This is a genomic window from Rosenbergiella collisarenosi, from assembly GCF_018494085.1.
Classification (GTDB): domain Bacteria; phylum Pseudomonadota; class Gammaproteobacteria; order Enterobacterales; family Enterobacteriaceae; genus Rosenbergiella; species Rosenbergiella collisarenosi.
The window spans coordinates 400,669-418,883 of sequence record NZ_JABBFP010000003.1 but is presented as its reverse complement, the minus strand read 5'-3'; the positions used below and the strand labels follow the sequence as shown (position 1 = coordinate 418,883).

The following is an 18,215-nucleotide window of genomic DNA, read 5'->3' as shown; positions in this document are numbered from 1 at the left end:
CCAAAATAGTGCGACGCTATGGTACTGCAAAATAGAGCGATTGGCTACGAACCCCTATAGAAAATAGGGGTAATATTTTTTTAGAAAGGCGCGCACAATCAAGGCATTAATGATAAGTTTATCGCTATCTATCCGCTGTTGATTAATGACGAAGAACCCCATCGCTATGCACCATGCACTCATTGCCATCCTCTTTCTTCTCGCCGTGCTGCTGTTAGGCTGGGGCGTGGGCACACAACTCAGCCTCACTCATCGTCGTCGAGCTGTCTCGGCGCTAGGCCCGATCGTACTGCTCCTGTTAATGAGTATGGGATTAGATTTCTCCGGCGTGTTTAGCCATGGCGATATTGGTGCTGCGATCATCGCACATGCCGCGCTACTTGCGCTATGTACCAGCGCGATAACCTGCCTCTTACTGTTTCGTCCCCCTGCTACGGTAAAAAGGGAGGGCGATCATCCCTCGCTATGGGTGGCCTGCGGCGGATGTTTTAAGGCGATTGCCGCGTTTGTCTGTGGGTTGCTGATCGGTCACTTTACTCACTTCACCTTGGCGGCGATTGGCCTGTCGAGTAATGCGATTCTCTATGTGATGCTATTTTGTGTTGGGATTGACTTAGTCGGCTTTCGTTTCACTCGCCTGACGCCGCGGCTTGTCGCGATCCCACTGCTAGCGCTGGTGGCTTACGGAGCCGGAGGGTTACTTTTCTGCGCGATGACAGACTTTACTTGGCAGCAGTCGCTTCTGGCTGGCAGCGGCTTAGGCTGGTTTTCGCTCTCGGGACCGATGGTACATCGACTGGTCAGCGTCCAGATGGGCGCATTCGCGTTTATGACGGATTTCTTTCGCGAGCTACTGAGCATCGTTTTTCTTTATTTCTTTGGACGACGTCAGCCGTTAGCCGCCGTCGGGCTAAGCGGGGCCGCCGCGATGGATTCGGCGTTACCGTTTATCAAACAGAACTGTGACCAGACATACATCCCCTATGCCATCTTCAGTGGCTTAGTGTTGACGCTGGCCGCCCCTTTTCTAATCTCTTTGGTGGCGGCGCTACTATGAAATTAAACGCGTTACTCAGTAAAGTCCTGTTAATAGCTATCGCTAGCGCGGCATTACCTGCCAGCGCTGCGCTAGAGGGTATTCTACTTGCCCCACAGAATGGACAGCCAGCGAAGCATCTTGCGGTGTTGTTACACGGCTATGGCAGCAACGAACAAGATCTTCTGCCCCTTAGCGACGCTCTGGCGAGCGACTACGCCGTTCTCAGCTTACGCGCCCCACAGACGCTAGGGGGCGACCGTTATGCATGGTATCGAGAGGGGAAGGACGAGTCACAGGATATCGATCGTGCACGCGAAGAGGTCGTCGAGCGTATTCATCAGATACAAAGACAGCTCGGGGTGGCCCCGAACGCAACCCTGGTGGCAGGGTTTAGCCAAGGAGCAGTGATGAGCTGGTCGATAGCGTTGCAAAGCCCTACGGTCGTGGGTGGGGCGGCGATTTTCAGCGGTCGTTTGCCCGCCAATTTACCAGCGCAGCCTCTCCCCGTAAGTGCCGCCACACTTCCCAATATGTTCGTCGGGCATGGGCAGGTAGACAACCGCATTGCGATGCCGCGTGAGGAGCAAGCCGTCGCGGTCGCCAAGCAGCGGGGCTATCGGGTCAGCTTTCACCGCTATGCCACGCTCGGGCATGGTATCAGCTCACAGGAGCTGAAGGACTTTTCGTTATGGTCGGCGGGTCTTAACGCTCGAACGCCATCGTCCTAGACGGGGTACTGTCGCTGCGACGGGGTGCCTTGAGTAAACGCGTAAACTCGGCCTCAAGTTGTTCAACCGCGGTCAGAAACTGCGCCGGGGTGTAGCTTTTTTGCTGTTGTGAAGCGTAGGCAATCGCCAATTCTTTCGCAGTAAATCGTTGTGTAGAAAACATAAGAGCACCTCTTCAGTTGATAGGGGAAGTGTAGGCGCGCCGCGATAGAAAATAAAATTGCTATGAGTGATTACTCCGATTGGTAAAACTTTGCACTGGTTCACACTCTGGTCATCGCCACAGAGTGACGGGAACCCATGCATAATCAAACTTACTCTTGCAAGGATCGGCTATAGTTAGCGGTTTGAGGAAGATTTAACGGTCTACGCAGTGCTTTTTCTTACTGAGTACATTACGCTTATAACAATATAAGAGGGAAATCAGCGTTTGCTGATTAATTCTGGAGTAGGTTGATGAGTAAAAAAATAATTTTTACTGTTTTGGTGATGATCGCCATTGTTTCACTAGCGGTTTTTTTTAGGGTACAAAATCAAGATCTACTCCTGCAGGGTGAGGTCGATGCACCGGAAGTCATTGTCGCGTCTAAAGCGAAGGGGCGGGTCGTCGAACGCCTTATCGAACGGGGGGACGATGTTAAAGCCGGGCAGGTGATTATCCGCCTAGACGCTCCCGAATTAATTGCACAGCTAAAAGCCGCTGAAGCCGCGCGCGATCAGGCGAAGTTCACGCTAGAGATGTCGCAGAATGGGACGCGTAAAGAGAGTATTCGCCAATTAACGGCGACGCTGGCGGGGGCGAAAGCCGACTACCAAACGGCTGAAACGACCTTCCGCCGTAATCAAAGTGTGGCGGCCAAAGGCTATATTTCCGCGCTCGATTTAGATAACGCCCGCAACTCCAGAGATACCGCATTGCACAGTATGCAGAGTGCTCAGGCGAATCTCGATGAGGCCTTGCACGGCGATCGCTGGGAGCAACGCGACGTCTACGGCGCGCAACTGCAACAAGCCGAGCAACAATTGGCAGAGATTAAGGTGCAAACCGATGATCTGAACGTTAAGGCCCCGGTTGACGGCGAGGTCGGCCCGATCCCGGCAGAGGTGGGGGATCTACTCAGCGCCTCTAGCCCCTTAGTAACGCTAGTGCGTTTGCCACAAGCCTACTTCGTCTTTAACTTACGCGAAGACATCCTGGCCCATGTCCGCAAAGGGGATATCATTCGCTTACGCGTCCCTGCACTGAATAACCAGATGATCGAGGCGCGGGTCCACTATATTGCTCCATTGGGCGACTTCTCGACCAAAAGCGCCACGCGAGCAACCGGGGATTTCGATCTTAAAACGTTCGAAGTCCGTTTATGGCCAACCCAGCCCGTTGTTGGCCTACGTCAGGGAATGAGCGCGTTATGGCAGTGGAAACGTTAAGGAAGGGGCCTCGCGCCTTTCGCAGAGCTTTTAATAAAGAAATCCGTCGTAGCGCGCGTAATCCGGCTATCCACTGGTTAACCTGGTGCTTCCCGCTGCTCTTATTTTGGCTGCTAAGCAGTAATTTCTCGGAAGGCACCCTGATGAATCTACCGGTGGCAGTGGTCGATAATGACCACAGCCAGCTGTCACGCGAGCTGATCCGTAAATTAGATGCCAGCCCGCACGCTAAATTGACCGAGTGGGAAGGGGGACTCAACGAAGCGTTGCATAAGCTGCGCACGGCGCAAGATTATGGATTGGTCTATATTCCACCGGATTTTGAAAAACATCTTTTGTCGGCTAAGCAGCCCAAAGTGGCGTTTTATTATAATGCTCTGTATTACGGGGCAGGCCTTTATTCAACCCAAGATTTTTCAGGGTTGGTGACGGCGTTGAACAGCGAGTACCGAAGCGAGGTGGAGGCGAAAATCGGTAAAACCGCGCCAAGCCTCCCCTCGGTATCCTTGGTCTATCGAAGTTTATTTAATGCCAGTGGCAGCTACATCTATTACCAACAATTTGCGGCAACCATCCACTTGATTCAACTATTCGTCGTCACCAGCATGATTTACGTCCTCTCGCGAAGTAAGCCGCTGATCTATGCAGATCGCTTCGGCTGGTCGCTGTTGGGCAAACTCGCTCCTTATACCTTGATTTATACCACTATCTTGATGGGTGAAATCGCGCTACTGGTCTGGGTGTTTTCTGCACGCTTCGTGGGCAATCCTTACTATATGTTCTTTGTCGCCTTTTTCTACATCATGGCGGCGCAGAGCCTAGGGTTGATGCTCTTCACCTTCACCCGTACCGCGATTAGCGCCTATACCTTTATGGCGATCTTCGTCACCATCGCCTTAGCCTTCTCGGGTCTCGGGATGCCAGAGCTGTCGATGCCCCTACCGGCTCAGTTTATCGCTAACCTAGAACCGCTCACCCACGCATTGTATGCGATGTTCGACCTCTTTATTCGCGAGGTGCCCGCCAAGCCGGTGCTCGGGGTGTGTGCACTGTTGGCCGTTTATCCTATCGTGGTGGGGTTATTGGTATTCCGCCGCTTACCTAAGCGGTTACGCGACCAAGAGGCGATGGTATGAGTGAATATTGGGCGACCTTCAAAAAGGTGCTCGCGGGGATGCTGGAAAAGCCGATGTGGGCGATGCTGTTATTATCGTTATGCATTATCAGCATGGTCTATGCCAAGGGTACGGTATGGGAAATGCCTGTTGCCGTCGTCGACCTGGATCATAGTTCGGCCAGCCATTTGCTCACGCGTAATCTCGATGCCAGCCCTAAGCTCAATGTTGTGACTTATGATAAGCTCGGTCAGGCGCAACGTGACATGGGTTACCGTAAGTTATACGCGGTGGTCGAGATCCCGGTGGATTTTGAGAAGAAGATGCTATCGGGTAAGAGCGTCGCCATCCCCGTCTTTGGCGATGCGACCAACCGTCTACCGAACGGCCAGATCCAGCAGAACGTGTTAGCCGCTTATCAGCAGATGCTTAACCAGTATGAGGTCGAGCTGATGATGAAGAGCCAGTTTACCCAAGCGGAAGCGAACGTGGTGCTAACGCCGATGACCGGGCTGACCCTGCCGTTATTTAACCCGGGGATCAGCTTCGCGGCAATTATCTTCCCCGGCCTCTTAGTGATGTTACTACAACACTCACTGCTGATCGCCAGCGTGCGGGTCTGCTTGATGATGAGCGCGCAAGGGCGGCCTAAGCTGCCCGTGGTCTTAGGTGCGCTGTCCGCCTTGATCCCTATCTGGTTATTTTTATCCATCGTTCTGTTTGCCCTATGGCCTTGGGTCTTAGGCTACGAGCAGGCGGCCTCTATCCCTATGCTACTGTTACTTACCTTCCCATTTTTACTGGCGGTGCTCGGGCTTGGGCGGTTGTTAACCGAGTGTATCCGCCGTGTAGAGATGATCTATCTCACCCTCTCTTTCATTACGACCCCGGTATTCTATATTTCCGGTACGATCTGGCCGCTGCAGGCGATGCCAGGCCCGGTCAGGTTTATCTCCAGCCTGTTTCCGTCTACCTGGGCGATTAAAGCCATTGCAGGGGTCAACCAGATGGGACTATCGCTACGCGAGGCGCTGCCCGATATCTGTATGCTATTACTCCTTTTTGCCGTATACAGTCTCGCCAGCCTAGTCCTGACCTTCCTGCGCGACAGACGGTTACTCAGTCGATTTATCCATCGCGGCAGTCAGCATTAAGCGTTAGTGGTGACCTTCCGGCCAGGCGCGGGTGATCAAGCCCGCGCGATCGGCCGCGCTGTAATCCACTAAGGAATACTTATTGGTCGCACGCTCGGCAATCGCGGTGACCTGCGCAGGGGTTAAGCGCTCTGTGGTCTGCCAGAAGGGCGAGCAGGCGTTATCGGTGATCCATAGCTTAAGGTGTTGTGCCGGAAACTGCTGCTGGGCGAGAGGAAAAAGCTGGTGGTTTAATTCGTGCAGCAGGGATTGCTGAGCCTCGTTTTCATTCTCGGCCAGGCGGTCAAAGAAAGGTAGAAGCAGCTGCCCGCAGACCTTCCCATGATGCCAAGGTTTCAGTGCCCCCAGCTCCCCGGCGATGCCATGAATAACGCCAAGCCCGGCACTCGCCAAGCATAGCCCGCCTAACCATGAGGCATTCAACATTTTCTCGCGCGCCGCCTCGCCGCGCGTATCGCTGTCGGCAAGAAATGGCCACGCCTCGACAAATAAGCGTAGGCCGGTAAGGCTCAAGGCTCGCGTCAGGGGATTCGCTTGGCGCGAAAGGTAAGCCTCGAACAGGTGAGTAAAGGCGTCTATCCCGCAGTTAGCTAAGACAGCGGCGGGGGTCCCGCGCAATAGCGCAGGGTCCAATATCGCGTAATCAGGCACCAAGTTAGGGTGACGCAGCGAGGCCTTGGTCTTCAACACGGCAGTATCGGTCACTACCGCATTTTGCGTAACCTCGCTGCCAGTTCCCGCCGTCGTGGGGATTGCGAGAAAGGTTAAGCGTTCTGCGGTCAAGGCAGTATCACCGATCTTTTCGAGGTAGCGTTCGGCCGGGAGCGGATGACAGGCTAGCGTACTAAATGCCTTGCCCGCATCAAGCGTACTGCCGCCGCCGATTGCGACCACGGTTCGACAGCGCCCCCGCCAAGTCGTCACCCAATCATTGAGTTGTTGCGGCGAGGCCTCATGCGTCACCGTCACGATATCGACCAGAGTGGCGGCTATATGCGGCGCTAAGGTTGCCCAGTGGGCGCTGGCCAGAAACGAGGGGCTAGCGAATAGCAGTACGTCCCCTGCAGTATGTCCGAGTAGGGTGGGTAATTGGTGCAGCGCACCATACCCACTAAGAGTCTGTTGATTACTGCATAACGCGATCAGTGGCGACATAGTATGGCTCCCTTTTTTCTCTACTCTAGCCGACTTACTTGCGAAGAGAGGTAGGGAAAAATGCTACCTCGACAACGCCAGCCCTTACCAGCGGAAAAATTCCTATAAAGGCATGCCCCCAATGAGGGGTTAGCCGGCGATTAATGGCGCTTTATGATGATCTAACAGTTGTTGCAGATCCTCGATCACCAGCGTCAGTTTCTCTGGTGTCGGTAACTGTTCGATCTCCGCTCGGTAACGCTGTAGTAGCTGCTGCAGCTGCTCGAAGGCACGCTCACGCTGTACCGCCAGCTTACTGGTCGATAACAGCGTGGCGCAGTCGCGGATCTCCTGATGAAATTCCGCCAGCCTTGGAAAATTATGGATAGTAATGGCATTAATCCGTCGATAGATGATGATGAGATTAATGGCGAGCTGATAGCGCATCAAGTGACGGCTATCGAGGGTAATCAATTGGAGCAATTGGTCGTACAGCCCACTGAGGCGATTTTTCTTGCGCCGCTGCGGGTTAGTGGTCAGCGTCTGCAGGGCGGTGACTAAAATATTGCGGATCAGCGCATTCGCCAGATGTGTCTTATGCAGATCGGGGATCACCGAGATAATCACCAGCGAGATAATCGCACCCAATATCTGTCCTAGCCCACTGTCGAGGGTATGGCTGAAATTAAAGGTTTCGGGGTTAGTGATCGGAATAAGGTTAAATATAAACATTAGCGAGGCCCCGCTGCCCATAATTTTATATTGCACCGCGAGAGAGAGGATAAATACCAGGCTACCCAATGCGAGGAGCAACAGGAAAAAACTCTGCTGCGTCGCGGGCAGGATCAACAGGTAGAACAACATACTGATCGGCATGATGTAGATCATGCCGTAGATAAAGTCGAGGCCTAGGGCTTTAGGGCTTTCCGCACGCATCGCAAGGGTCGTAACGATGCTAGCAATAATCAGAAAGCCGCTGATGGCATTGGGGTCCATGACGAGCCATAGCAGACAGCCCACCGCGGTCGTGACAAAGGTCCGCATGCCGTTAATAAACGCATGTTTACGCTGTGCCGTTTGCGCGGGGGTGATGGTGTAGCGTTCGATAATCTCTTTTTCGCGCTCATGCAGCGGCTGATGAGCGTGCAGGCCACGCACTAAAATCCGCAGCTCCTTCATCGCCTTCAACCATGCACTCAACGCATAAGGCGTCTGCGAGGCAGGCAACTGATGGATGAGATAGGTAAACTGATGTAATTTTTGGTTGAGCTGCTCGGGAGTGGCGATAGCGCCCTGAAAGAGTAAATACCAGTGACTCGCACGTTTATCGGGGCGTTGGTGAAAGTAGTGTTGCGTCTCGTAGCTGAGCGTGAGGAGGTGGAACAGAATGCCGTTTATCCCCTTAAGTCGCCGGTGCATCATCGACGAATAATGGGAGGATTCCATACGCAGCGTCTGGCGCATCGCTTGTAACGCTTTCGCTTGGCTGAGGTGCTGGCGGAAGGCCTCCTCGAAGGCTTGAGCATCATCGCTGGTAAAGCAGCGCGCGAGCAGGTGAAAACAGTTTAGCGGTAGCTCCGCGACACGCTGGTCGATCGTCTGCTTCACCGAGCGCGGAAGGAAGATCAGGTCGGAGAGGATCAGGCAGAGCAGGCCGAGCGTGATCTCAAAAAAACGGTAGAGAGCGATTTGTAACACATCGTGGGGGGTCTGCCAGGCGGTGACCAAAATAATAAATACCGAATAACCGGCCAGCCCGAAGGCGTAGCTGATCTCTTGTTTAACGACGGTAAAGAGCCAGGAGAAGAACCCCGCCCACGCGCAGCAGGCTAATAATAGCAGCACCGGCGCACGGCTAAATAAGGTCATGATCACCACGCCACCGATACAGCCCACCGCCGTCCCTATCAGTCGTAAGAAGCCACGAAACCGCAAGACGCCACTCATTGGTTCACCGCCGCTGGCGAACGCCGGAGATGCGGTGATGATCGCGACGGTCATCATCGACCATTTTGGGGTGTCCAGTTCAAGAATAAAACTTAATGCGAGTGCGAGGAGCAGCGCACAGGTCGTTTTACAGGCAAAACGGAGCCGGTAAAAAAGAGAGTTATGCATTGTTATAATATCTAAAAAAATTTAGAAAAAGGGTTCTTGCCAGTAGGCGATAATGCGATGAAGAGAATTAGGCGATTGAAAACATGGTGGCGTTTCCACGAGTTGGCGTAAGACTTATCTTACGCCTTTCGCAAGAAAGTGGAAGTATGATCGTGATCAAAAATTAGAGAATATTTGCTGGCGATTTAATTTTTTTATCGAAGTGCGCAACTGGCCGACGGATTACGCGCCGTCGGCCACATCGTCTATCAGGCCTGTCGTAGAACACACTCCGATGGTGCGACGTCACGCAGAAACACGGTAAGCGCATCTTGAGGGGGCTTGCCCCCTGCCTGAGCGATCAACCAACCTACTGCCCCGCGATGATAGCTGCTGTGGTGCAGGCTATGATGCACCATCTCTACCGCGCTCATCACCCCTTGGCCACCCGCGACAAAGGTAAAGGTAATCTTTTGTGCCGGGTTCCAGTTAGCGCCGACATAGTCACGATACCACTCACTGCAAGCGCGCATCGATAAAGATAACTCAGCGATTGTCGGGGTCTCTACGGTGTTTAAGGCGCGATAACCGTGGTCGGTGCCCCGCAAGTTGCCCTGAAAAATTCTATCCACGACATAGATATGATTCATCAAACGCAGCATGACTCTCTGTTGCTCGGCGTACTGCGCCGTATCGACTGCGGCGATAGCCGTTAATGTTTGCTGATCCGCCCATGACTTAAAGGCGAGTAAAGTATCAAGACAGGCAAGCTCCATCGGACGCTCCTAAAAAAAGTAGAGGATGATTATTCAACGCAATGAACAAAAAAGCGAGAGACGGTTTGCCTACGCGTGCGCCCTGCGTTGACCGCTCGAGGATTGTGCGGCAAGGTAGGGATTTTGGAGCGAGCGATGATCGACGCCTTAGACCATATTCATCGCTATGTAGACGATATTCACGCCGCCGCCGCATGGTATCGGCAGATTTTAGGCTTCCACCCCGATCCGGCCTTCAGGCAGTGGTTCGAAGAGGGAGGCCCTTACGTTATCAGCTGTGCGGCGGCCTCTCTGTCGCTGTTCCCGCGGCGAGGCCACGCGCCCGGCCCTACCATCGCCTTCTCCACGCAAGCCACTCAGCTGCCTGCTCTCCTCAATGCCTTACGCGCACAGGGGGTTGCTTATACCGTGGTCGACCACGCGCTGACCTGGTCTATCTATTTTCACGATGAGTCGGCGAACGCCTTAGAGGTGACCTGCCATCAGTATGCGGCCGCGACGGCCGCACTAGCGACGAGCGCCTAAGGGGTAAGTGACGAAGGGAGGCATGCCGCATAAGGCCCGCTAATCCCTTTATTGCGTGGGAAATCGAGATCCCCCCATTTGCTTGTGGTGATGCCAAGATTCAGTAATGATTCGAGCAGCGTGACGGCGGCACTGACCCCATCGATGATCGGCATCTGAAGCTCATCGCTTAGCTGTGTCGCCAAATCAGCCATCCCGCCGCAGCCGAGAATAATTGCGCCAACGTTATCTTGCTCTTTGGCGCGCAGGCAATATTCACGGACTTTCTGCTGCGCCGTACCGCTGCCATCTTCTAAGCTTAATACCGGCAGATCGATAGCATGTACCGCGGCACAGTGATCGTGGAAACCATAACGATGCAACAGGTGTCGCGCGATAATCACCGTGCGCGGCAGGGTGGTGACGATTGAGAAACGTGTGGCCACTAAACTTGCCATATGCATCGCCGCCTCCGCTATCCCTAGCACCGGCCCCGTCGCCACTTCACGTGCAGCCAGCAAACCCGGATCGCCAAAGCAGGCGATGATATGCCCTTGCACCCCACGATCTTCACCGGCACGGATCTGCTGGAGGATCCCAAGCGTCGCAACAGCCTCATCGAAATGCCCCTCGATAGAAGGAACGCCCTCATCAGGACACACCGCATCAATATCGAGGCGGGAACCCGCAATCTTCCGGGCAGTGATCGCCATGGTTTCGGTCATGGCTTGGCTCGTGTTGGGATTAATCAGTTGAATACGATGGCGGGGCATAGGATCTCCAGAGGATAGGGGGATTGCACAGGTAGTGTGCAAGTGATGTCGGTCTTGCACTCTAATGAATCTCGTAGATAAAGTGCAAGAGGTCATTATGCGTCACGGTTTCTGTCTTTGGCAACCGAACCCCATACGCAGCGGGATTGGAATTATTGTTTCACTAGAAGTGATATTGGTATGTTATTTGCAGCGTTAGCGCCATCAGTTCGAATTCGTTTAAGAGGATGGCACTTATGGCGCAACACGATCCCACATCGCAACCGCATTACCCCGCAAGCTACAGCCCGCGGTTGACCAACGACGACTTGGCTCCAGTCGCTGAGCAGCACTGGTCTTGGTACAACATTTTCTCCTTCTGGATGTCAGATATTCATAGCATGGGTGGCTACGTCGTTGCCGCGAGTTTCTTCGCCTTAGGGTTAGCCGGTTGGCAAGTGTTGCTCTGTTTATTGATTGGGATCTGTATCGTTCAGGCCGCCGCTAACCTGATTGCCCGCCCGAGTCAGCTGACGGGGGTGCCTTATGCCGTCGTCTGTCGTCAAGCGTTTGGCGTGTTTGGGGCAAATATCCCGGCAGTGATCCGTGGCCTGATTGCCTTTGCATGGTACGGGATCCAGACCTGGTTGGCGTCCAACGCTTTGCTCCTCGTGTTACTTAAATTCTGGCCAAGTCTTACGCCGCTAACCCTCCCGCATTTCGTCGGCCTATCGGCGCTGGGCTGGATCTGTTTTGCGGTGATGTGGTGTGTGCAGGCGTTGGTCTTCTGGCGCGGGATGCGTACCATTCAGGCTTTCATTGATATTGCCGGGCCTGCCGTCTATATCGTGATGCTCGCCTTGGCGGCATGGATCGTCGCGCAGACCGGTTGGCACGGTATCTCGCTGACGCTCTCCGATAAAGCGCTGAGCACGTCGCAACAGACTTGGCAGATGGTGACGGCTATTTCTTTAGTCGTCTCCTATTTCTCCGGTCCCTTACTGAATTTTGGCGACTTCGCGCGCTACGGCAAATCAATGCAGGCCGTGCGTCGAGGCAACCGTTGGGGTCTACCTTTCAACTTTTTACTGTTCTCAGTCATTACGGTCATTATCGTTTCTGGTACGAAAAGCCTATTCGGCCAGATGATCACCGACCCGATCGAGACCGTGGCCCATATGGGAAATGGTCTGGTGATGGCACTCGCGTTGTTGACGATGATTATTGCGACCGTCGGGATCAACATCGTGGCAAATTTCGTTTCGCCCGCCTTCGATTTTTCTAACTGCGCCCCACAAAAAATTAGCTTTCGTATGGGCGGAATGATTGCGGCAATCGGCTCCGTGCTGCTGACGCCTTGGAATCTCTTCCAATCTCCCGAGCTTATTCACTATAGCCTCGATGTGTTAGGGGCCTTTATCGGTCCGCTATTTGGTATTTTACTGTGTGACTTTTATCTGATTAAACGCGGTAAGATCGATGTCGATGACCTGTTTAATGCCACAAAACAAGGGCGCTATTGGTACCAAGGTGGCGTAAACCTGCGTGCGGTCGCGGCACTCGTCCCCGCAGTGACGATAGGCCTAGTGATTAGTTTTATACCGAGTCTTCACGAAGTGGCGAATTTTAGCTGGTTTATCGGCGTAGGCATTGCCGGTATCGCACACTTTCTGTTACACCCCCGTGAGGTGCTCACCCCACAACCGTCATCATTGACGCACTTCGTACCCGGTAAAGAATCTTAGTCAGTGCATAGAGGCTAGGTGATTCTCACGCTATACTGCGCATCCTTTCTATTTTGGGATGTCGCAGTTTATGATCAACACAAGCGCTTTCGTTGAGCAGTTATCCGAACAGGGATGGTATTACCAGCAAAATGTCATCCCTGGCGAGTGGGTGACTGCGTTAGCCGATCTCTGCCATAAAAGAACTTTTCTTCAGGCGGGTGTCGGTCAAGGGCTGAAAAACATCATCAATGAAGCGATTCGTTCCGATAGCATTAGCTGGATCGATCCCCGTGAGACCGATCCGGCGGTGGTCTATTACCTATCGCGGGTCGATGAGATCCAGCAGCTGCTTAATCGCGAGTTTTATCTTGGATTAAATGGCTTCGAAGGGCACTTCTCTCGCTACCCGCAAGGGGCATTCTACAAGCCGCATTACGATTGTTTCGCCCAAGATAAACGGCGAGCCGTCACCCTGATTTTTTATATCAATCAGAACTGGCTGCCAGAGAACGGTGGGCAGCTGTGCTTACACCTTCCCGAAGGCAAGACCGTGATTGAACCCGTTGCCGGTAGCATGGTCTGCTTCCTGTCCGAACAGATTCTCCACGAGGTATTGCCGACGCATACAGAGCGGATGGCATTAACCGGCTGGTTCGTCCGCCATCATGGACAAGATTACTTTTACAGCTAATATTTCAGAAAATTTCTGTGTTAATTTTCAGAACTGTGATCAGCATGCCATACTAATGGCTTGCTTTTTTTTTATGTGGCAAATCTGCCCCGATCTTTTCACTTAGAAACTGTATGGAGTCGTTGTGTCACAAACGAATACGAAACACGTTGGACTCGCTCAGCTCGCCTTAGCCCTTGGCGGCTTCGCGATCGGCACGGGCGAGTTCGTCATTATGGGGCTACTGCCGGATGTCGCGCAGGGGCTACACAGCTCTATCACCCGAGCGGGAGATGCGATTAGCAGCTATGCCCTTGGCGTGGTGGTCGGCGCGCCATTAATCGCGGTCCTGTTCTCGCGCGTCTCGCGCCAGCGGTTGCTGATTGCGCTGATGGGATTATTCGCGCTCGGTAATGCGGCCAGCGCGATCGCCCCGGGTTACTACTCCTTTGTGCTGATGCGCTTTATCACCGGTTTACCGCACGGCGCGTTCTTTGGCGTCGCCTCGCTGGTCGCCGCATCGATGGTCGCGCCCCACCAGCGCGGCAAAGCGATTGGTCGCATGATGCTCGGCTTAACGGTAGCCACACTTATCGGCGTGCCAGCCGTCTCGTGGATTGGACACCATCTAAGCTGGCAACTGGCGTTCTGGTTCGTGGGCGCCTGTGCGGTGATCTCTTTATTGATGATCATTCGTTATGTGCCATTTAGTAAAGGGGACCGCTCCGCTCATCCGCTGCGCGAGTTAACCGCCCTGAAGAAGCCACAGGTATTATTGACGTTACTGACAGGGGCGACAGGGTTCGGCGGTATGTTCGCCGTCTTTAGCTACATTACGCCAACGATGATCCACTCGGCGGGAATGAGTGAGGCACAGATCCCTTGGGTGATGGCTGCTTTTGGTCTCGGCATGATCGTCGGCAGTACGCTCGGTGGGAAATTCGCAGACTGGAGTGTGCGCAAAACCATTGGTCTGTCTCTGTTATGGAATATCGCGATCATGGTGATGTTCTGTTTCTTAGCCAAATACGTGGTCACCGGCTTTTTAGCGGCGTTTCTCATTGGCACGGCGGGCTTGCTCATTCCGTCACTGCAAATTCGTTTGATGGATGTGGCAGGTGATGCTCAGACGTTGGCGGCGGCGATGAACCACTCGGCGTTAAATATGGCCAATGCGCTCGGCGCGTTTTTAGGTGGGGTGGTAATCGATGCGGGTCTGGGCTGGATTTCGACCGCGTGGGTCGGTACGGTATTAGCCGTGATGGGACTGCTTATCTTCTTGCTATCCTTACGCGTCAAACACTAAGACGTTAATTATGCCCAGCAGCGGCTCTCGCTGCTGGGCATGGTTATTACGACTTGTGCTGTTTGCGACTGCGGCGTAGCCTGAAGCCGATTAGCAGCAAGATTACGATGACAATCCCTACCGCGATAGCCGGCACCATATACGGCTGTGCAGCGGCGAGGAATGGTAGACGACCGCCTTTACGCATCCATGCGACATCTCCGGCCTTAACCGTTACCTGCGGATTACCGTAGTTATGTAAGACATAATTACTGATATCAGCAATTTGCTGATCGGTCAGTTGATCCACGTAGGTCGGTGAGCTAAACGCTGGCATCACTACGTCATGATCCTTCGTCGTGCGTCTCACCCCAAACAAAATCGCCGAGACGAGGTTATCTGGGCGGATCATACCCGTAGCCGTGTTGTGGAACAGTGAAGGATAAGCCTGATTCGGGCTTCCCGAACCATCGGGTTGGTGACAGCTGGCGCAGTTACCACTAAAGAGCTTAGCGCCACTATCTAACGCGTTATAGGCGTTATTCACCGATTGGCCACGCACCTCTTGCTCGACGCTAACCGGATGCCCGTACTGGTAAGCCGCGGTGGTTTCGCCTGGATCACGAATTGGCGCAGTCTGTTTGAGATAGACCGCGATAGATCGCAGATCGCTATCAGGAAGATATTGCAGGCTATGCTCCACGGCTTCAGCCATGCCGCCTGCAGCCTGATTTTTCCCGATAGCGCGCCCGGTCTTCAGGTAGCTAACCAGCTCATCATCGCTCCAGCCACCAATGCCGCTGATCGGATCAGAGGTAATATTCGGCGCGTACCAGCTACCCAGCGGTGCGCCCGCGAGCGGTTGGTCATGCTTCTCTGCCATCATAAAGTTACGCGGCGTATGGCAGGTGTCACAGTGGGCAAGGCCATTAACCAGGTAGTTACCGCGGTTCCACTCGGCACTTTTACTACTGTCTATCTTAAAACCTTCAGTACTGCCGAAGACCGCATTCCACATCCCCATGCTAAAGCGCATATTGAACGGGAAAGGTAGTTTGGTCTCGGTATTGGCCTGATCGACGGGTTTCACGCCATGCATAAAATAGGCATACAGCGCGTGCACATCCTCATCGGTCATCAGGTGATACGACGTATAAGGCATCGCAGGGTAAAGATGCGCGCCATCGGCGCGGATCCCTTGGCGTATCGCTTTGGCGAATTGCGCCTCGCTATACTGACCAATCCCTTGCGCCGATGGCGTAATGTTGGTGGCATAGATGGCGCCCATCGGCGAGGCAATAGCATAGCCCCCCGAGTAAGCGGTTTTACTGCCCGGCGCGGTGTGACAGGCTTGACAGTCTGAGGCGATCGCCACTTGCTCGCCATGGGCGATAAGTGCTGCACCCGCATCGTCGGTACTTGCCGCGTGGGCGAAAGGACTCATCATGGCAAGGGCGACGAGCCAAGGAAGAGTTTTCATACCGTGGTTCATCATACGATCCCCTTCAAACGCTGCGCCATATCATGGGCCGCTTTTAAGCCTAATGCTGCCATGGTCAGTGTGCTGTTCACCACGCTGGCAGAAGGGATTGCACCGCCGCCCGGCAACCAGAGGTTCTCGTGGTCGAAGGTTCGACAGTTGCTATCCACCACGGCATTTTTGGCGGAGTCGCCCATAATTGTACCGCCCATAATATGGTTGTTGGCGTTCAGACTGGTGGTAATGTTGAACTCTTTCGCGTTAAACAGTGAACCGATGTGGCGCAGCTGATCGTGCGCTGCTTCGGCACCCTTACGAACATAGTCGCCGACATCATAGTGGATGTCGGGACAGGCGAGGCCGTGCGCATCTTTACGATCCGCGCTAAGCGTCAGGCGGTTATCTGGGTCAGGCAGCGGCTCTAGGCTGATCGACAGGTCCACCCCATGGGTGGAACGGTAACGAATTTCCTCGTCCAACGCTTTACCGACTAAACCTTTCGCCAGTGCCTGTTTGGTGGCTGGGACTACTCGCGAGATATTATTTAGGATCATCTTGTTGGCGGAGTAGTCGCGACGGAAATCCCCATCGCGTGGGCCAACCATACAGCTACTCTGCGCAGGACCACGGCCCAGCCACATCGGCTCTTCGGTGAGGAAGCTACAGTGGAAACCAGAGTGATCCATCATATTCCGGCCTACCATGTCAGAACTGTTGGCGATACCGGTTGGGTTAGCCTTATTTGCCGCCAGCAGGAGTAGGCGTGGTGTTTCGATACCGTTACACGCGAGGGCGAACATCTTCGCGCTGGCTTTGTGTGAGGCTTTTTGATTATCTAACCAATGCACTGCGGTAATACGGTTTTCGCTATCGGTATCGATTTTATAGACCACCGATTCCGATAACACGACCGCACCCTGACGTTCTGCGCGTTCGACATGATGGATGCCGTTATACATCGCACCAATCGGACAGATAGGCTGGCAGTTGTTGTTACCGCAGCAGACCGGACGACCTTCCCATGGACGAGTGCTCCGCCCCTGGGGGATCGGGACTAAATTGTACCCATACGGGTTGACCACGCTGGCAAAATAGTTATCGCCGTGAGCGAAGGGCACCATATCCATGGGATAAGGGCGACTACGCTGCGCCGGGGACTGCATACTTGGGTCCTGAGGTCCGGCGACGCCTATTTCGTATTCTGCCTCACAATACCATGGCTCGAACTCCTGATAGGAGATTGGCCAGTCGCGACCCACGCTATATTTGCGTTGCATCTCGAAGTCGCTAGGGTGGTGACGCCAGCAGGAAGCCGCCCAGTGCCAAGTCGTTCCGCCTACCGTGCGCAAATAGCCTTGCTGGAAACTGCCAGCACTGGGGCCAGTTACGTTGACATAGTTATTCGGCGGAAAATAGAGTGGGGCAGGTGCGAGCGGCGATTGGGGATAGAGCCCCTGAAAGTCAGAGCCTGCGCGATTGGCAAATGGCATGTTACGCCAGTTTTCGACAGCCTGCGCACGGGTGATGCGCAAGCCCGCTTCTAGGACTAAGACGGAATAGCCTTGTGCGACGAGACGATCGGCCATCATCCCGCCAACAATTCCGGACCCTACGATGACAACATCGGCGCTCACATCACCGTTAGCAGTAAATTCTGGTTTTTTCATAATGATTAATTTTATTGTTATAGGAGGTGAAGTAAGACATTACAGCGCGTCGATGACTGCGGTGTTGTTCGCGTCGGGCACGGGGGCGGTCCACCATAATGGGCCGTTACCACAGTAGGTGGGGACGACTAACCCATCACTGACTGTCTGATACATCCACGCCTGCTGATAACTCACGAGAGTCCCGTGGTAATCATCGCCCACTGTTCCGGTATACCACGCCGTGACAATCTGTTTTAACAACGCTTGTAAACCCGCTTGCTGCGCCCGGCTGGCAAAAGCCTCGGCACTCATCCCTTCACTGATCTGTTGGGCGAGGGGGAGGAGTTGCTGGGCAAACTGCGAGGAGCGCTTAACGAAGGCGTTATAGAAATGTGCAGCAAGCTCGGCATTAATCTGCTTATGTTCGGTGATGGTCTGCGTAACGCGGATAAACGCGCGTAACGGATCACCGGAGGTGCTTGGCGTTTGCGCGAGTCCCGCGAGCGGCAGCGTGGTGACAAAGCAACCTGCGGTGACGATCAGCGAGTTTTTAAGAAAGCGACGGCGATTGGTATCGGTACCAGATAAGTGGTTGTCCGAATTGGGGCGATTAGGTGTCATGATGGTCAAATCGGAATGTGATAAAGTTCACATAATATAGTTAAATGCGTCCGAAATGT

General features: G+C 53.8%; 17 protein-coding genes. 9 read left to right on the top strand and 8 right to left on the bottom strand.

Annotated features, from left to right (window positions below):
- Window positions 1-145: 145 nt before the first annotated feature.
- Together HGT70_RS07780 and HGT70_RS07775 are read left to right on the top strand one after the other, a co-directional pair.
- Complete coding sequence (locus HGT70_RS07780) at window positions 146-1,057, top strand: LysO family transporter (RefSeq protein ID WP_214195485.1); 912 nt, start codon at window positions 146-148, stop codon at window positions 1,055-1,057.
- A complete protein-coding gene (locus tag HGT70_RS07775) occupies window positions 1,054-1,767 on the top strand; it encodes an alpha/beta hydrolase (RefSeq protein ID WP_214195484.1) in 714 nt (237 codons plus the stop codon). Before HGT70_RS07780 ends, HGT70_RS07775 begins: the two co-directional genes overlap by 4 nt.
- On the opposite strand, the gene HGT70_RS07770 is transcribed toward HGT70_RS07775, so the two are convergent.
- Window positions 1,742-1,930 (bottom strand): hypothetical protein, encoded by a 189-nt coding sequence (locus tag HGT70_RS07770; RefSeq protein WP_071429486.1) that lies wholly within the window; start codon window positions 1,928-1,930, stop codon window positions 1,742-1,744. The genes HGT70_RS07775 and HGT70_RS07770 overlap by 26 nt on opposite strands.
- A 293-nt stretch (window positions 1,931-2,223) precedes the next feature.
- Here HGT70_RS07770 and HGT70_RS07765 point away from each other — a divergent pair, with 293 nt between their 5' ends.
- The 3 genes from HGT70_RS07765 to HGT70_RS07755 are packed head-to-tail and all read left to right on the top strand — an operon-like array spanning window position 2,224 to window position 5,464.
- Entirely contained in the window at window positions 2,224-3,195 is a 972-nt protein-coding gene (locus tag HGT70_RS07765; protein WP_214195483.1) for an HlyD family secretion protein, read from the top strand.
- Window positions 3,177-4,331, top strand: coding sequence for an ABC transporter permease (locus tag HGT70_RS07760; RefSeq protein ID WP_214195482.1), 1,155 nt, complete (start codon window positions 3,177-3,179; stop codon window positions 4,329-4,331). The genes HGT70_RS07765 and HGT70_RS07760 overlap by 19 nt, the downstream gene beginning before the upstream one ends.
- On the top strand, window positions 4,328-5,464 hold the full coding sequence (locus HGT70_RS07755) for an ABC transporter permease (RefSeq protein ID WP_214195481.1): 1,137 nt from the start codon (window positions 4,328-4,330) through the stop codon (window positions 5,462-5,464). Before HGT70_RS07760 ends, HGT70_RS07755 begins: the two co-directional genes overlap by 4 nt.
- Window positions 5,465-5,467: 3 nt before the next feature.
- On the opposite strand, the gene HGT70_RS07750 is transcribed toward HGT70_RS07755, so the two are convergent.
- The 3 genes from HGT70_RS07750 to HGT70_RS07740 form a co-directional block, all read right to left on the bottom strand.
- Window positions 5,468-6,619 carry an iron-containing alcohol dehydrogenase gene (locus HGT70_RS07750; protein WP_214195480.1) on the bottom strand — a complete coding sequence of 384 codons (1,152 nt, stop codon included), beginning with the start codon at window positions 6,617-6,619 and terminating at the stop codon, window positions 5,468-5,470.
- A gap of 129 nt (window positions 6,620-6,748) precedes the next feature.
- The gene (locus HGT70_RS07745; protein WP_214195479.1) at window positions 6,749-8,713 is read right to left on the bottom strand and encodes an FUSC family protein; all 1,965 of its coding nucleotides are present in this window, start codon (window positions 8,711-8,713) and stop codon (window positions 6,749-6,751) included.
- Window positions 8,714-8,961: 248 nt separating this feature from the next.
- Window positions 8,962-9,468 carry a DinB family protein gene (locus HGT70_RS07740; protein ID WP_214195478.1) on the bottom strand — a complete coding sequence of 169 codons (507 nt, stop codon included), beginning with the start codon at window positions 9,466-9,468 and terminating at the stop codon, window positions 8,962-8,964.
- Between the two features lie 135 nt (window positions 9,469-9,603).
- Here HGT70_RS07740 and HGT70_RS07735 point away from each other — a divergent pair, with 135 nt between their 5' ends.
- On the top strand, window positions 9,604-9,993 hold the full coding sequence (locus tag HGT70_RS07735) for a VOC family protein (protein ID WP_214195477.1): 390 nt from the start codon (window positions 9,604-9,606) through the stop codon (window positions 9,991-9,993).
- Here HGT70_RS07735 and HGT70_RS07730 read toward each other — a convergent pair.
- Window positions 9,990-10,745, bottom strand: coding sequence for an aspartate/glutamate racemase family protein (locus tag HGT70_RS07730; protein WP_214195476.1), 756 nt, complete (start codon window positions 10,743-10,745; stop codon window positions 9,990-9,992). The two genes, HGT70_RS07735 and HGT70_RS07730, sit on opposite strands and share 4 nt — an antisense overlap.
- Before the next feature lie 236 nt (window positions 10,746-10,981).
- Between HGT70_RS07730 and HGT70_RS07725 the strand changes: the two genes are divergently transcribed.
- The 3 genes from HGT70_RS07725 (at window position 10,982) to HGT70_RS07715 (ending at window position 14,427) form a co-directional block, all read left to right on the top strand.
- Complete coding sequence (locus tag HGT70_RS07725; protein ID WP_214195475.1) at window positions 10,982-12,469, top strand: NCS1 family nucleobase:cation symporter-1; 1,488 nt, start codon at window positions 10,982-10,984, stop codon at window positions 12,467-12,469.
- A 70-nt stretch (window positions 12,470-12,539) separates the two neighbouring features.
- Complete coding sequence (locus HGT70_RS07720; RefSeq protein ID WP_157725265.1) at window positions 12,540-13,142, top strand: 2OG-Fe(II) oxygenase; 603 nt, start codon at window positions 12,540-12,542, stop codon at window positions 13,140-13,142.
- 124 nt (window positions 13,143-13,266) lie between these two features.
- Window positions 13,267-14,427: an MFS transporter gene (locus HGT70_RS07715; protein ID WP_241569006.1), complete on the top strand. Its 1,161-nt coding sequence runs from the start codon at window positions 13,267-13,269 to the stop codon at window positions 14,425-14,427.
- 46 nt (window positions 14,428-14,473) lie between these two features.
- Here HGT70_RS07715 and HGT70_RS07710 read toward each other — a convergent pair whose 3' ends face one another.
- The 3 genes from HGT70_RS07710 to HGT70_RS07700 are packed head-to-tail and all read right to left on the bottom strand — an operon-like array spanning window position 14,474 to window position 18,156.
- Window positions 14,474-15,901, bottom strand: coding sequence for a c-type cytochrome (locus HGT70_RS07710; protein WP_425328681.1), 1,428 nt, complete (start codon window positions 15,899-15,901; stop codon window positions 14,474-14,476).
- Window positions 15,898-17,553, bottom strand: coding sequence for a GMC family oxidoreductase (locus HGT70_RS07705; protein WP_214195474.1), 1,656 nt, complete (start codon window positions 17,551-17,553; stop codon window positions 15,898-15,900). The genes HGT70_RS07710 and HGT70_RS07705 overlap by 4 nt, the downstream gene beginning before the upstream one ends.
- Window positions 17,554-17,592: 39 nt before the next feature.
- Window positions 17,593-18,156, bottom strand: a complete 564-nt coding sequence (locus HGT70_RS07700) for a sugar dehydrogenase complex small subunit (RefSeq protein ID WP_071429509.1) — start codon at window positions 18,154-18,156, stop codon at window positions 17,593-17,595.
- Between the last annotated feature and the right edge of the window lie 59 nt (window positions 18,157-18,215).